Here is a 14301-nt window from a genome sequence, read left to right on the forward strand (position 1 = left end):
CGGGGTCATGGAAGCTCTCATGGATAGGTCAGAATTCCGCCGAAATGATCAATATTTCCTCATCTTATAGCATATTCCCGGACACGGGCGAAGCGAAGGTTTGTGGTGATATGTCACAAACGATGTCGGAATTTTCCCGAGCGTCATGTCAGCCGCCGTCGCTCACCCACGCCAGGTCAGGAGTCGGTCATCTTGAGTCCCACCTTGGTCACCCGGTCCGCCTCGGTGGCCCTTGCCACGAGTACCACCGGGCCCAGTTTCACCTTGTCGCCCACCACCGGATGGCCCTTGGTTCGCTTGGCGAAGCATTCGGCCAAGGACAGTTCCGGAGGCAGTTCGTCGAACTCGATGCCGTAGACCTGCTCCACGTCTCCAAGCAGGGCGTCACCATTGAGCACGAAGTCGCCAAAGAAGGTCCGTTCTGCCAGGTGCTCTGGCGTCGGCCTGCCTGAAAGGGCCTTGCCCAGTTCCGTGAGACTGTTGGAAACAGCGAATACCGCGACCACATCGTCCCTGCCGATGTGCAGGTCAGGTGCCGGGGCGAAGCATTCATGATTGCGGAAGATGCCGGCAATGGCTGTATTTTCCGGCAGCCTCAGCTGGCCCAGCGGGCGCGGCTCATTCCAGCGGTCGCCCCTGAGCGGGAACAGCATCAGTTCATGGTCACCGGCGGCGGATACGTCCAGGGGAAGGCGCCGATAGGGCTCGCCCGTGGCCGGCACCTCCAGTTTGAGCTTCCTTGCCAGGGGCGCCAGGGAGGTGCCCTGCACCAGCAGGGAGACCAGCACGATAAAGAAGGCAAAGTGGAAGATCTGCGGGGCCTCCGGCACCCCCGCCATGATCGGGAAAAGCGCCAGCACGATGGGCACCGCGCCGCGAAGGCCCACCCAGCTGATAAAAAAGAGTTCACGTCGATTGAAGCCAAAGGGCCAGAGGGTGCTGAACACCGCCAGGGGCCGGATCACGAAGATCAGTGCCAACGCCAGAATCAGGCCGCTGCCGGCAAGGGACAGTAGCGACGACGGTGTGACCAGCAATCCCAGCATCAGGAAGAGGCACAACTGGGCGAGCCAGGCCAGGCCATCATGGACCTGCAGGATCATCGGCATCATTCTGACCGGGCGGTTGCCGACGATAACCCCTGCCAGATAGATGGCCAGAAAGCCGCTGCCACTGAGGATGTTGGTCCCGGCGAAGACAAAAAGCCCGGCCGCCACCACCATCAGGGGATAGAGTGCGGGTGTCAGGCGCACCCGGTTTGCCATCTCCACGATGATAAACCCACCTGCCACCCCGACGACTGCCCCTATGCCGAATTGCCGGACCAGCATCATCAGGCCGTCGGCAAGGGTGGATGCCCCTTCCTGGCCAATAAGACTCACCAGCATCAGGGTCAGGAAGATGGCCATGGGGTCGTTGCTGCCGGATTCGATCTCCAGGGTGGCGCTGACCCGTTCGTTGAGGTGCAGGCCATGGCCCTGAAGCAGCGAGAACACCGCGGCGGCGTCGGTTGATGAAATGATGGCGCCGATCAGCAATGCGATCATCCAGTGCATATCAAACACCAGCCAGGCGCAGAGCCCCGCCAGCGCCGCGGTGATGAACACGCCCAGCGTGGCCAGCACCAGAGCCGGCTTCAGGCCGACCCGAAAGGTCTCGGCCCTCGTCCGCATACCGCCATCCAGCAGGATTACCGCCAGGGCCAGATTGCCAATCACAAACGCCAGTTCGAAATTGTCGAAGCGGATACCTCCGGCGCCGTCCTCTCCCATGAGCATCCCCACCGCCAGGAATATCAGTAGCACCGGCATGCCCACCCGGCTGGAAAGCGGGCTGAGCAGAATGCTCGTGATGAGCATGGCGGCGCCGATGAGGATCACGTAAGGGTCCATGGAGTCTCCAGTGAGGTTGCCGTCTTAATACTAGCTGACCATGACGGCCGAGGGCACTTGCCTGATTTGACTGGCAGGCCTATATTGGGCCTGCGCGGGTGTAGCTCAATGGTAGAGCAGAAGCTTCCCAAGCTTAAGACGAGGGTTCGATTCCCTTCACCCGCTCCATACTGCTCGATTTGGAGCACCTTCCCAATGCAGCGGAGGAACCTGGTCCCACGCACTCTGAGGGTGGCTGACCCAGGGAAGAGTCAGTTCGAGCTGTGGAAGGGACCGGACCACCATGCCCTTTGATCTGAATTGAGTATCCGAGGTCCCCTGACCGAGCGGTGGGCGGCCATGGGTCCATATCATGGTCAGAAGCTTAGCGCCCGGCCTCCTCGGCGCGCGTTTCCCAATACCTTGCCCTCTCGGGATCCTTTTGCACGCCTATACCTTTACGGTAGGCGTTCGCTGTCTCCTCCATGCCGGTCTGCACACCGGCTTCCGCCGCCGTTCGGTACCACCTGAAGGACTCACTGTCACTCTGTGCCACACCTTTGCCTTCCGCGTACATCTTGGCCGCATTCAGCATGCCCTGATGGTTTCCGTCCTTGGCGAGAGCGAGGTAGCGCTCGAACGCCAGGTCGTACTGGCCCATTTTGTAGACTGCGTAAGCCTCCAGGGTCCGGATGATGTCCCGGGCGACGCGGGTCTGGTCGTCTGATGCCCGGACTGTCTCTGAATGAGTTGGCAGAACCATCAGCGCCGCGAGCATCATCGTATTGAGAACTTTCCTGTTGAAGAACATGTTAGCTTCCGCTCCCGGCCGCGTGAGTTAATCCTTGTCAGTCCAAGCTAGCAGGATCAGCTGGGAGGGGGGAACGGTACTAAAGTACCTTTCCGCACCCTGTTTCCTGAGAGGTCAGCTATTTCGGGTCAACCGGCGAGGAGTTACTCCCCTCGCTGCCTGCGGTGAGCGATACGTTGTCGATCAGGGCTGGCCGTCTGAATGGGGCAGGTGTCTGGTCCCGATCAGTGCAGCTTCAGCCGCGGCTGCATGGCCCGGCTTACCCGGTCCATGGCCCAGATGATGGCCGTTCGCAGCGGTCCGTGCAGTGCGTTCTGGTGCATCCGATACAGCGAGGCGTAGAACAGCCTGGCCACTTTCCCCTCCACGTACATCGAACGACCTGACAGGTTGCCCATCAGGTTACCCACCGTGGTGTAACGGCTGAAGTTGATGAGCGAGCCGTGATCGCGATAGACGAAAGGCACCGCCTCGCCGCCCTGGATCCGGTGGCGCAGGGTCCTGAAGAGGGTGTCCGCCTGCTGGTGGGCTGCCTGGGCCCTGGGCGGAACGGGCCGCTCCGAGCCCGGCTGAGGACAGGCGGCGCAGTCGCCGAGGGCGAAGATATCGGGGTCGGTGATGGATTGCAGGGTCTGCCTGACCACCAGCTGGTTGCTGCGGTTGAGCTCCAGGTCCAGGGCGCGTAACCAGACCGGTGCCTTGATGCCCGCTGCCCAGATGGTCATTTCCGAAGGCAGTTCGGTCCCGTCCTTCATGACGATGCCGCTATCACGGATCTCCGCCACCGGTTGTCCGGTAAGCACTTTCACATCCTGACGTTCCAGTTCCCGGGTGGCGGCCAGTGACAGTCGGGGCGGCAACGCCGGCAGAATCCTGTCAGCCGCTTCGATCACCGAAATGTGGATGTCCTCAGGGGCCAGGTGGTTCATGCCATAGACGGGTAGCTCCCGCGAAGCCAGGCGCAGTTCCGCTGCCAGTTCCACGCCGGTGGCGCCCGCGCCGATGATGGTGATGGGTAACGGATGGGGGCGGCCTTCCCTGGCGTAGTGATTCTTGCGCAGGAAGGCATTGAGCATCAGGTTGTGGAATCGCCGGGCCTGGGGCAGGCTGTCGAGAAACAGGCAGTGGTCCTGGGCACCCGGTGTGCCAAAGTCGTTGGCGGTGCTGCCGACGGCCAGCACCAGGGTGTCGTAGGGAATGCGGCGCTCGGGCACCACCTCATCGCCGTCTCCGTCCAGAAACGGGGCAATAACGATCTCGCGCTCACTCCGGTCCAGCCCCGTCATCCTTCCGAGCTGGAATTCATAATGATGCTTGCGGGCATGGGCCCGGTAGTTAATCTCGTTGGCATTGGCATCCAGCGAGCCGGAGGCGACTTCATGAAGCAGGGGCTTCCAGACGTGGGTCAGGCCGGCATCCACCAGGGTGATGCGGGCTTTGCCGCGACGGCCGAGTCTGTTGCCCAGGCGGGTCACCAGTTCAAGACCGCCGGCACCGCCGCCAACCACGACGATATGATGTTTGTGATCCATTTCGGACTTCCAATCAGTGAGGACAGGCAGAAATCCTCACTGAAAAGGACGTCTGGCTCTCTTCCCTGGGCATGGACGAGGATAGCCGGGTTATGGGCCCGGGCATGGCTTGCCCGGGCCCATTGTTATGGCAGGTCGGTCACCGCCCCCTGGGAGGCAGAATTGACGGTGCGGGCGTACTTGGCAAGCACCCCCCGGGTCACCCTAGGTGCCGGCGGCTGCCAGGCATTGCGCCGACGCTCCATCTCCTCGTCGGAAATGTCGAGCTCAATGGTGTTGTCCACCGCATCGATGGTAATGGTGTCACCGTTCTCCACAAGTGCGATGGGGCCACCTTCAGCGGCTTCCGGCGTGATATGGCCCACCACGAAGCCGTGGCTGCCACCGGAGAAGCGGCCGTCGGTAATCAGCGCCACATCGCTGCCCAGGCCCTTGCCCATGATGGCGGAGGTGGGACTGAGCATCTCCCGCATGCCGGGACCGCCCCGGGGACCTTCATAGCGTATCACCACCACGTCCCCGGCCACGACGGTACCGTCCAGGATGCGCTCCTGGGCTTCCTCCTCGGAGTGAAAGACCCGGGCCTTGCCGGTGAAGTGAGTACCTTCCTTGCCCGTGATCTTTGCCACGGCGCCGGTGGGTGACAGATTGCCATAGAGGATGCGGAGGTGGCTGTCCGATTTGATGGGATTGTCAAAGGCGCGGATGATGTCCTGGTCTTCCGGATAGGGATCAACCGTTGCCAGGTTCTCCGCCAGGGTCTGGCCGGTCACGGTGAGGCAGTCACCGTGCAGCAGGCCACGGTCCAGCAGCATCTTCATCAGCGGCTGGATGCCGCCAATGGCCACCAATTCCGACATCATGTAATGGCCCGACGGGCGCAGGTCCGCCAGTACCGGTACCTGTTTGCCGATACGGACAAAGTCGTCCAGGGTCAGCTCGACGCCCACGGTGCTGGCCATTCCCAGTAGGTGAAGGACGGCGTTGGTGGAGCCGCCCAGGGCGATGGTCACGGTGATGGCGTTCTCGAAGGCCTCCCGGGTCATGATGTCCGAAGGCTTGATGTCCCGCTCCAGCAGGGTCAGCACCGCCGCGCCGGCTGCTTCGCAGTCCTGGAGCTTGGTGTCGGAAACAGCGTTCTGGGCGGAACTGCCGGGCAGACTCATACCCATGGCCTCAATGGCGGAGGCCATGGTGTTCGCGGTGTACATGCCGCCGCAGGAACCGGGTCCGGGTATGGCGGTTTCCTCGATCTGCTTGACTTCGATCAGGTCCATGTTGCCCTGGGCATGGGCACCCACGGCTTCAAATACCGAGATGATGTCGGTGTGATTTTCGCCCGGTTTGATGGTGCCGCCATAAACGAACACCGAAGGCCGGTTCAGTCGTGCCAGGCCCATCAGGCAGCCGGGCATGTTCTTGTCGCAGCCGCCGATCGCCACCAGGCCGTCGAACCCCTCGCAGCCGGCGACGGTCTCAATGGAGTCGGCAATCACCTCCCGGGACACCAGGGAGTACTTCATGCCCTCTGTGCCGTTGGCGATGCCGTCAGAGACGGTGATGGTATTGAAGATCAGGCTCTTGCCACCGGCGCCATCGGCCCCCTTGGCGGCTTCCCGGGCCAGTACGTCAATGTGCATATTGCAGGGGGTAAGGTTGCTCCAGGTGGAGGCGATGCCCACCTGGGGCTTCTGGAAATCCTCGTCGGTAAAGCCCACGGCCCGCAGCATGGCGCGGCTGGCGGATTTGCCCAGGCCATCAACCACCACAGCGGAATGGCGACGCCGTTTGTCATTGTTCATGGTGTGTCCCTCTGCCAAACGAATGGTTTCAAGAGATTAGTGTGAGACAGGGTCCTGCGTAAAGGCGCCAAGGGCCGTGATGATGTCTTCGGCCAGTATTTTGATGTCTTCCACGGCTATGTCCCGCTGGGCGAGGGAGCGCAGACCCATGATCTGGGCCTGGATGAGCCGTGCCAGCCGCCGGCAGTCCACGTCCGCTTTCAGTTCCCCCCGCTGATGGGCCTGTTCGAGCAGCCCGGTAAGGTGGTCTTCCACGGCCTGAAGGCGCTCGTTGACCAGGGCGCGCAGTTCCTGTTGGTCCTCGGTGACCTCCAGCAGGGTCTTTACCACCATGCAGGCCCGGGCCGGGGAATCGGGGGCGGTGATCTCGCCGGTAAGGGAGCGGAGGTAATTGAACACGCCACCCATGGTGCTGGGAGCGGTTGCCATCGCTTCCGCCAGTGACCGGGACATGCGCCCGGCATAGACATCCAGTGCCTCCCGGAACAGGCCGTCCTTGCTGCCGAAGGTGGCATAGATACTGCCAGGGCGCATATCCAGAGCCTGTTCGATCTGTTTCATGGAAGCACCGCCATAGCCCCGTTCCCAGAACAGGTTAACGGCGCTCTCCAGGGCCTTGTCGCGATCGTATTTGGCAATTCTCGGCATGGCATTACTTCTTGATGAAATTCAGCCCAAGTATAACTTGAGTGATCACTCAAAAACAGCTAGAGTAGAGGTGAATTTGAATGAATGCTCAAAAAAGAGGACATATGACTGATTTCAAACTGCACGACATCGACTCGGCTCCGGAAGACTCGAAACCCCTGCTCGAGGGATCAAAGAAGAGGATGGGTATGATCCCCAGCCTTCACGCGGTCATGGCCGAGGCCCCGGGGGTCCTTGAGGGGTATCAGACCCTGCATGGCCTGTTTACCAAGACCAGCCTTGATGCCAACGAGCAGACCGTGGTCTGGCAGAGCATCAACGTGGAGCACGAATGCCACTACTGCGTACCTGCCCACACCGGCATCGCCCAGATGATGAAGGTGCCCGATGAAATCACCGAGGCTCTTCGCAACGAAACACCGCTGCCGGATGACAGGCTTGAGGCTTTACGTACCTTTACTCTTGCGGTGGTTCGCAAGCGTGGCAACGTCACCAGCGAGGACCTGAACGCCTTTTACGAGGCCGGCTATGGTCAGCGCCAGGTACTGGAGGTGATTCTCGGTGTGGCCCAGAAGACCATGAGTAACTATGTCAACCACATTGCCGAGACGCCCATCGACGAGCCGTTCAAAAAGTTCGCCTGGAAGAAAAATTCCTGATTTCCTGTAATTCCCGGGCAGCCCGGGGGTCCAACAGGTGAGGTCAGAGCCTCACTTGTTGAACTCAGGGTTTACCCCTCCTTTGGCGCGTTACGGTATAGTGACGCGCCTTTTTTGTGCCAGGAGTGGATGTGCCTTGAGAACCCTGCAACGTCAGCAGCTGATAATCCGGTTGATGGCCATCGCCGGCTTGACGTTATTGCTTGCCGGTATCTGGCTGACCCTGCTGGAGCTCGGTGCCCCGACGACCCTCTCCCCCGGCGATCTCGCTGCATGGCTTCGGGGCGAGGGGGCCCTGGGGCCGGTATTGCTGGTGCTGTTGATGGTACTCGCCGTGGTTGTTGGCCCGATTCCCACCCTGCCGGTCAGCGCCGCCGCCGGGCTGGCATTCGGCATGTTCTACGGAACGTTGATTGCCGTGACCGGTGCCGCGCTGGGTGCCCTGGTGGCGTTCTGGACCAGCCGCATCCTGGCGCGGGAATTCTTTCGCCAGAAGCTGAAGGACCACCCGATGTTCGCCCCCGATGCCTCTCAGCGAGCCCTGTTCTGGGGAATCCTCTTCACCCGCCTGGTGCCCGTGTTTTCCTTTGCCCTGATCAGCTATGCGGCGGGCCTTACCTCGGTGACGGTCACACGGTTCCTGCTGGCGTCGGTTATCGGCATGCTGCCAATGACCTTCGTGTTCGCGGGCCTTGGCAATACCTTTGAGTTGCACCCTTTATGGACCGTTTTTGCCGCAGGGCTGGTACTGGTCGTCATGACGGTAATGCCCTGGTTGTGGCACCAGCGTGGCCGCGCCTCCCGTCGCTGAGTGGTGCCCGTGAGTTAAGCCATCGATCTGGACAAATCCGGTGCGCAACTGCTAAAACCGGAAGATCGGTCATTGAAAGCCAACAGGAGCAAGCCATGAAAGTTCACGTCAATGGTATTGACGACGGAAAGCCGATCCCCGAGAAATTTGCATTTGGTGTGTACAGCGAAGAAAACCACATGAACTTCGGACCCAACCGCAACCCGGAGGTGTCCTGGCAGGACGCCCCCGAGGGCACCAGAAGCTTCGCGGTGGTCATGTTTGACCCCGATGTTCCCAGCGAGGCGGACGACGTCAACCAGGAGGGCAAGACCGTCTCCAGGGACCTGCCCAGAGTGGATTTTTTTCACTGGTTGCTGGTGGACGTTCCGGCCTCGACCAGCCGTATTCCAGAGGGAGAAGACAGTGACGGCGTCATCCCCAAGGGCAAGGACCCCGGTCCCGGTCCCATTGGCGTTCGCGGTGTCAACAATTTCACCCAGTTCCTTGCGGATAACCCCGACATGGCCGGCACCTACGGTGGCTATGACGGGCCCTGCCCGCCCTGGAACGACGAACTGATCCACCACTATCATTTTGAGGTCTATGCCCTCGACGTCGAGACCCTGGGCCTGGAAGGTGAGTTCGATGGCGAGGCGGTGCGCGAGGCCATGGAAGGGCACATACTGGCCAGCGACCGGGTGACCGGTACCTATACCCTCAACCCGGATCTGCGCTGATGGTTCGGTTTTGCCTGTAACCTCTGCCAGGAGCGGAGCACGGAGAGTCAGTCCATGAGCACCCGCGTGATCCTGTTCGATGTCATAGAGACGCTGTTTTCCCTGCGACCCCTGAAGGCCCGTCTGGAGGCGGAGGGTCTGCCAGAAGAGGCGGCTGACCTGTTCTTCGCCCAGATACTGCGGGACGCCTTTGCGCTATCCGCCGCGGGTGTGTTCAGACCCTTCCCGGAAATTGCCGCCGGCACCCTGCGCGTGCTTCTGGAAAGCCACTGGCAGCCGGTAACCGACGACGTGCTCCGTGACATTCTGGCGGTCTTCGGAAAGCTGCCGGCTCACTCCGACGTGCGGGGCGCGCTGGAAGCGGCGCGAACGGCCGGCGTGCGCTCTGTGCTTCTGACCAACGGGTCGCGGGCCAATACCGAGAAACTGGTGAGCAATGCCGGGCTGACGGACCTTGTGGACGATGTCATTTCCATTGAGGACTTCAAGGTCTGGAAACCCAAAGCCGACGTTTATAGGGAGGCGTCCCGGAGATGCGGAGTGGAGCCGGCAGACGCAACCCTGATCGCGGCTCATGCCTGGGACGTTCACGGAGCTTTGCAGGCGGGGCTTGGCGCCGTATGGGTGAAGCGGCAGGACGCCAGTTTCCATCCCCTGATGGGGCAGCCCCTGGCACTGGCGGATACGCTGCCTCAAGCCGTGGCGGCCGCCCTGTAATATTGCTTCGGCCCCCGTGTCTTCCGGAGCTGGAAAAGGCTTCGAGTCCGTTGCGGGACACTATTGGTGGGCAGGTGGTCAGCGTTCATTACGATGCCGGGGTGCCCAATGCCTGGGTGACGGATTCCATGGGGGAGGAGTTGGCGGCGACCCGGGCGTTCTGGTTCGCCTGGTATACCTTTTACCCGGAAACAACGATTTTTCAGGTCACTGATGAATAGGATCGGATGGTCATGAAACCGGGCGATGCTGTCCGTTGGGTGGAAGTAACCGATCGAACCGACAAATATGGGCCCCTGTGAAAAGAAGCCCACTCCCCAGGGGCCCGGCAAGATCCGGGAGACAGGAGCCCGTTGTCATCGTTGCCTGAAATTCTCCTGCTCGACTCGCATGTATTCAGTCAGGGCGGCAAGTTCTTCGGAATCCCATTCCAATGGCTGGGCTGCCATGGGAGCCACCATACAGACCTGAACCATTTCATCCAGGGTTACCTGGTCCAGTCCGAAGTCGGTCTTTGCCATCTCGACGGAGTGTGGGTAATCCTTCGAGAAAGTATCGGCGTAACCAGCGCCATTGGCATGACACGTCTGACAGGACAGGCCATTGGTGGAAAGCGAGGTGTCACTGAACAGCGCCTTGCCTTTTTCAGCCAGGGCGCGGGCATCGCCTTCATGAGGCTGGTAATCCGAGGGCCGCTGGACAGCGGCTTTCATTTTTTCAGAAATGCCTTCCCCCTCACCCTCGGCCTCACCTTCACCTTGGGCTTCACCCTCACCTTCACCTTCTCCTTCGGATTTTCCTTCGGCTTCACCTTCAGCTTCGCTGTGGGCTTCCCCCTCGGCTTCACCCTGACCGGCTTCGGCCGAGGGAATCAGTCCCGGACCATGGTCTGAAACGGCCGTGGCGCCGGCCATTGCTACCACTGTCATTACTGGCACCGAGATCATGAAGTTCCGGGACAGTTTTTGCAGAAGTTCCTTTCGATGATTGTCAGTGTTCATTTGATCGCTCTCCGGTAGTCATTGTTTTTTTGCCCTGTCAGGTATGATTCCGTTCCCACAAGGCGGTGACGCCTTTCTGCATTCTGTTACCTTGATCAGGCCGGCCTTTCTCCGGGCTCCGGCTCACGCACTCCTGGCCATCTGCATTTGCAACTGCTTCTGGTGCCGCAATGTGGACGGATGGACCCCGAACCCCTCCACGACCTCGACTTCACCCTGTTCGGCCAGCATTGCGATAATCGCCATGTGGTGAATGGTATGGCTGGTGAGAAATACGAGTTCCCGCTCAGCGGTCGTGGAGACCGGAACCCGCTGATCGCCGCTCACATGTTCCATCCACAAGGGCGCGTTCCGGGGCGAAAGGGAAAGCCTGTCTAAAAAACGGGCAATCGCGAGGAGTCGGTTTCGGGCGGCGTGAATGTCCAGCTCAAGGCTTTCCTCACGCTGCCGGCTTTCATAATCCAGCGGCTTTGACGGATCTCCGCTGACAGCCTTCTGGAACGAGACGTAGTGGTCGATGATATGGCGCACGTGCTTGCCGATAACATGCTTTCCCCTGGCCCCGAAGGTTTGTCGGTACAGCTTCCCGGGCAATACGACGAGCAGATCCACAAGCTGTTGGATTGCGTGAAGGTTTTCGGCGACAAGGCCTTCACAACTAACTGGGTCGGAGCTTGATTTTGACATTTTTATCACCCGTGCTGACTGGGTAGATTCAGTACCTGAAAGCCGTAAATCAGGATGGCAGGCAGGCCCGGCGCGGGGGAGGGAAATCATGAATCAGATCCAACCCTGCCCCGGCCGCTGCCTTTGTAAGGAGCCAGGATTCAGGCTTAGCCTTCGGCTTCACCCTCACCCTCACCCTCACCTTCGCCCTCACCTTCGCCTTCGCCTTCACCTTCACCTTCGGCTTTACCCTTGGCTTCCCCCTCTGCCTCGCCATAAGCGAGCATCAGGTGGTCACGCTCCGCACTGTTTTCCACACTGACATCCGCAGTGGCGGCACCACTGAATGCGGAGGCGCCCACAACAACAGCGAGTACTGGTCCGGTGTAGGTGATTCCTCTGGCAAGCTTTCGTAACAACTGTCTTTTCTGGGTATGTCTGGACATGATATTTCCTCTCTTGCCCGTTGCTTTGGTTAACGCCGGGCATGTGTGCCCGGGTCTTCAGCCGGGAGGTAAAAGCCGTTAACGGCACCCCATTACCACCCGGGGTTGCTGGCGATGACCTGACGGCGGAGGCCAGCAAACACCCTCAATGTCTGTCACTCAGCTGGCGTTCATGCCGCTGGTGTACCGCAGCGTCTCCCCTGGCTGTAGCTGAGGGATTACGGCGTCGAGGCTGCCGGCAACAACAAGGAAGCGGTTCGCACCTTCCAGCCATTCAGACAACCTTGAAAATCCGGAGGTATCCAGGGGCCTGCCCCCGGAGCCACAACAGGCGGAAATAAGATGCTTCAGGGTTTCGGTAACCGAGATCGCCCGGATACCGTCCTCTTCCTCCGGAAGTGTCTCCACCGGTATCAATACCGTATTGATGTGGCAGTGCAGTCCCGCCACGCCAGCCGAGGCCGGTCGCAGCATGACCTCGCGATCGTTTGCCAGGGAATGCGTTGAAAAACGTTCTGACGACGTGGGATCGACGGTCCCTGTACCGGGCACCTGCGCTGGCAGGCCAAGGGCAAACATGGATGTGCCAGCATTGCCCGGAATCCGGAGGGCCCGGCCAAAGCTTGCTCCCAGCCGGCTGGCGAGCTCCAGCGCGGGCAGATCGCCGAGCCCGGAAGGACTGCTGGCAACCAGCACGGCGCTTCCCGGCTCATCTGCGGAGCAGACAAGGCCCGCGTCGACAATGATATCGCCTGGACCCGCCGAATGGTGGGTCAGGCAGGCCATTACAGCCAGTGCGACATGTGCGAGTCCCAGGCGCTCCCTGATCACCTTGCCGTCCAGAACCAGGGTGTACCCAGGGGTGCCACGCACGATTTCAAGCCGTGAGTGCTCCTTCTGGCGGGCAGTCGATGCAAGGGGGAGAAGCAGCGGGCCGATGCGACTGATCACGGTGGGGCTGTCGGTCAGGCACTCCACCTGGAAGCCCCCGCATCCGACCAGGCACGAGAAGGGCTCGGAAATCGGCGGGGGCTGGTGGTCCTCAGGCCTCGGCTTAATGGAGGTAACGCCCGGCGTGCCTGTCTGCACCAGGAGGCGGTTGTTGGTCCAGTTCGCCAGGGAGTTCCAGACATCCTGGCGAACTGCCCAGGCATCCGGTTCGTTGGCGGCGCCCTGCCGGGCGGACTGGAGCAGGGCATCGGCTATGTCATCCGGTGCGATTCCATCCGTGGCCATGAGCCAGATCAGCGAAGCGGTTTCATTCAGTTCGCTGAGGTGCCCCCGGCGGGTATCGTAAACGTACACCCGGTCCTCACTGATCATATCCTCGGCGCAACGGCGCTGCAGGGTGGGTTGGGTTAATTCCCCACTGGCCAGGGCCCTTGAGACGATCCAGTCCTCGAGGCGGGGCAGGGTGTAAAATGGCAGATAGGCGGCCGGGTCTTCGGAGGGAAGCAGGCGCTTGAAGTTACCGGCCCGGGCCAGTTCCTGTTCGGTTTCCGCAAGCAGCTGCTCTTCCGGGGAAACACCCCCGTCAATCCCGGTTTGGTCGTTCAGCCCCACGAGATTGACCAGGTCCGCCACCATCGTGCCCTTGACGCCTTCTTCGATTGCTCCACCGCTCTCCGGCCCGGCACACACTTCCAGGGAAGGGCTGAGATTGCATTCCAGTACCCATGGCTTGAGTGTCTCGTCGATCAGGCAGTCGATGCCCAGCAGCTCGTAACATCCCCGGGTATCCGCACCGATCGTCCGGGACCGTTCACGCATGGACTCCAGTGCGGAAAGGCAAGTCAGGGCGACCATGTCCTCGACCCGGGCGAAGAGGATGGCATCGTCATGCCCCTGCTCCCGAAGCCAGGCCCGGTACCGCTCCAGGTCGACGAATTCGACCGGCACTTCGGCGTCCAGGTTCAGCGCATTCACGTCGGGATTGGTGAGGTAGCTGTAGGGGTTGTCCGCGTTTTCCGCGTCGTAGGGAGCCGAGGCGAGCTTGGCGAAGCCCTGACGGTACAGATAGACCCGCAGGGGAGTCACGGATGATATGGCGACGTAAAGCCGCAGAACGTATTTGCGCCCATGCATGGTGTGGGGATTTTCAATGTACTCCTGCACCATCCAGGAGGATTCCATGGGAACCCTGGCAGGATCCTTGACCAGCTGTATGCCCTTGCCCCGGGCTGCGTTCTTGGGCTTGAGTATCCAGCGCCGGGAGGGATTATCGAAGGCCGCCTGCTGGAAGGCGTGGTAGTCATCGGGCATGCTGTAAACCCGGGGAAAGAACTGCAGTCTGTCAGACAGTGCGGAGGCGCCGTTCTCCTGGACCGTCACCCGCTCCCGGAGAATTGCCAGGCTCTGGTAGAGCCGGCTTTTGACGGTCAGGGCATTGTTACCCGGGATGTGATTGATTTTCCTTCCGGGTCCCAGGTTCTGGAAAAAACCGGGGTCGGGCATGCCGGTGTACCAGCAGGCGTCCCATTCTTCCGCGCTGTCCGCTGCCTGCCAGTCAGTCTTACTGAGAGAAGTTTCAAAAAAACGGTCCTGCTCGTAACTGCGGTTGCCACCCATCCAGTAGTGTCGCGTCATCTTTGCGCTTCCCCCCTCGGCCGGTTTTTTTT

Annotated in this window: 14 protein-coding genes and 1 tRNA gene; 6 read left to right on the plus strand and 9 right to left on the minus strand. The window is 60.8% G+C overall.

From position 1 onward, the window contains the following. Positions 1-176: 176 nt before the first annotated feature. Positions 177-1892, minus strand: coding sequence for a potassium/proton antiporter (locus BM346_RS11545; protein ID WP_092012456.1), 1716 nt, complete (start codon positions 1890-1892; stop codon positions 177-179). 94 nt (positions 1893-1986) lie between these two features. On the opposite strand from BM346_RS11545, the gene BM346_RS11550 reads away from it, so the two are divergent. After that, a tRNA-Gly gene (locus BM346_RS11550) sits at positions 1987-2060 on the plus strand. A gap of 196 nt (positions 2061-2256) precedes the next feature. On the opposite strand, the gene BM346_RS11555 is transcribed toward BM346_RS11550, so the two are convergent. The 4 genes from BM346_RS11555 to BM346_RS11570 form a co-directional block, all read right to left on the minus strand. Continuing rightward, entirely contained in the window at positions 2257-2682 is a 426-nt protein-coding gene (locus BM346_RS11555; protein ID WP_092012459.1) for a tetratricopeptide repeat protein, read from the minus strand. 224 nt (positions 2683-2906) lie between these two features. Further along, entirely contained in the window at positions 2907-4214 is a 1308-nt protein-coding gene (locus BM346_RS11560) for an NAD(P)/FAD-dependent oxidoreductase (protein WP_092012463.1), read from the minus strand. A 125-nt stretch (positions 4215-4339) separates the two neighbouring features. After that, positions 4340-6016, minus strand: a complete 1677-nt coding sequence (gene ilvD / locus BM346_RS11565) for a dihydroxy-acid dehydratase (RefSeq protein ID WP_092012466.1) — start codon at positions 6014-6016, stop codon at positions 4340-4342. 36 nt (positions 6017-6052) lie between these two features. Beyond that, the gene (locus tag BM346_RS11570; protein ID WP_092012469.1) at positions 6053-6664 is read right to left on the minus strand and encodes a TetR/AcrR family transcriptional regulator; all 612 of its coding nucleotides are present in this window, start codon (positions 6662-6664) and stop codon (positions 6053-6055) included. Positions 6665-6768: 104 nt separating this feature from the next. Here BM346_RS11570 and BM346_RS11575 point away from each other — a divergent pair, with 104 nt between their 5' ends. From BM346_RS11575 to BM346_RS18100, 5 genes are all read left to right on the plus strand, one after another. Continuing rightward, a complete protein-coding gene (locus BM346_RS11575) occupies positions 6769-7323 on the plus strand; it encodes a carboxymuconolactone decarboxylase family protein (protein WP_092012472.1) in 555 nt (184 codons plus the stop codon). A 136-nt stretch (positions 7324-7459) separates the two neighbouring features. Continuing rightward, positions 7460-8134 carry a TVP38/TMEM64 family protein gene (locus BM346_RS11580; protein ID WP_227662812.1) on the plus strand — a complete coding sequence of 225 codons (675 nt, stop codon included), beginning with the start codon at positions 7460-7462 and terminating at the stop codon, positions 8132-8134. A 95-nt stretch (positions 8135-8229) separates the two neighbouring features. Further along, positions 8230-8853: a YbhB/YbcL family Raf kinase inhibitor-like protein gene (locus tag BM346_RS11585; RefSeq protein WP_092012475.1), complete on the plus strand. Its 624-nt coding sequence runs from the start codon at positions 8230-8232 to the stop codon at positions 8851-8853. A gap of 54 nt (positions 8854-8907) precedes the next feature. Further along, on the plus strand, positions 8908-9570 hold the full coding sequence (locus BM346_RS11590) for a haloacid dehalogenase type II (RefSeq protein ID WP_092012478.1): 663 nt from the start codon (positions 8908-8910) through the stop codon (positions 9568-9570). Positions 9571-9620: 50 nt separating this feature from the next. Beyond that, complete coding sequence (locus tag BM346_RS18100) at positions 9621-9791, plus strand: DUF3179 domain-containing protein (RefSeq protein ID WP_167812591.1); 171 nt, start codon at positions 9621-9623, stop codon at positions 9789-9791. A 135-nt stretch (positions 9792-9926) separates the two neighbouring features. Here the strand turns inward: BM346_RS18100 and BM346_RS11595 are convergent, their stop codons facing one another. The 4 genes from BM346_RS11595 to BM346_RS11610 form a co-directional block, all read right to left on the minus strand. Continuing rightward, entirely contained in the window at positions 9927-10571 is a 645-nt protein-coding gene (locus tag BM346_RS11595) for a c-type cytochrome (RefSeq protein WP_092012480.1), read from the minus strand. A 123-nt stretch (positions 10572-10694) separates the two neighbouring features. Beyond that, a complete protein-coding gene (locus tag BM346_RS11600; protein WP_227662811.1) occupies positions 10695-11348 on the minus strand; it encodes a DinB family protein in 654 nt (217 codons plus the stop codon). Between the two features lie 56 nt (positions 11349-11404). After that, the gene (locus BM346_RS18105) at positions 11405-11683 is read right to left on the minus strand and encodes a hypothetical protein (RefSeq protein WP_092012486.1); all 279 of its coding nucleotides are present in this window, start codon (positions 11681-11683) and stop codon (positions 11405-11407) included. Between the two features lie 159 nt (positions 11684-11842). Further along, positions 11843-14269, minus strand: a complete 2427-nt coding sequence (locus BM346_RS11610; protein ID WP_227662810.1) for a hypothetical protein — start codon at positions 14267-14269, stop codon at positions 11843-11845. Positions 14270-14301 lie beyond the last annotated feature (32 nt).

Origin of the sequence: Marinobacter daqiaonensis (assembly GCF_900115285.1) — a bacterium.
In the GTDB taxonomy this organism is placed as follows: Bacteria; Pseudomonadota; Gammaproteobacteria; order Pseudomonadales; family Oleiphilaceae; genus Marinobacter; species Marinobacter daqiaonensis.

Coding starts and splice junctions, on each gene's coding strand:
- BM346_RS11545 (WP_092012456.1), bottom strand. CDS start 1,892: ATGGACCCTTACGTGATCCTCATCGGCGCCGCCATGCTCATCACGAGC.
- BM346_RS11555 (WP_092012459.1), bottom strand. CDS start 2,682: ATGTTCTTCAACAGGAAAGTTCTCAATACGATGATGCTCGCGGCGCTG.
- BM346_RS11560 (WP_092012463.1), bottom strand. CDS start 4,214: ATGGATCACAAACATCATATCGTCGTGGTTGGCGGCGGTGCCGGCGGT.
- ilvD (WP_092012466.1), bottom strand. CDS start 6,016: ATGAACAATGACAAACGGCGTCGCCATTCCGCTGTGGTGGTTGATGGC.
- BM346_RS11570 (WP_092012469.1), bottom strand. CDS start 6,664: ATGCCGAGAATTGCCAAATACGATCGCGACAAGGCCCTGGAGAGCGCC.
- BM346_RS11575 (WP_092012472.1), top strand. CDS start 6,769: ATGACTGATTTCAAACTGCACGACATCGACTCGGCTCCGGAAGACTCG.
- BM346_RS11585 (WP_092012475.1), top strand. CDS start 8,230: ATGAAAGTTCACGTCAATGGTATTGACGACGGAAAGCCGATCCCCGAG.
- BM346_RS11590 (WP_092012478.1), top strand. CDS start 8,908: ATGAGCACCCGCGTGATCCTGTTCGATGTCATAGAGACGCTGTTTTCC.
- BM346_RS11595 (WP_092012480.1), bottom strand. CDS start 10,571: ATGAACACTGACAATCATCGAAAGGAACTTCTGCAAAAACTGTCCCGG.
- BM346_RS11600 (WP_227662811.1), bottom strand. CDS start 11,348: ATGATTTCCCTCCCCCGCGCCGGGCCTGCCTGCCATCCTGATTTACGG.
- BM346_RS18105 (WP_092012486.1), bottom strand. CDS start 11,683: ATGTCCAGACATACCCAGAAAAGACAGTTGTTACGAAAGCTTGCCAGA.
- BM346_RS11610 (WP_227662810.1), bottom strand. CDS start 14,269: ATGACGCGACACTACTGGATGGGTGGCAACCGCAGTTACGAGCAGGAC.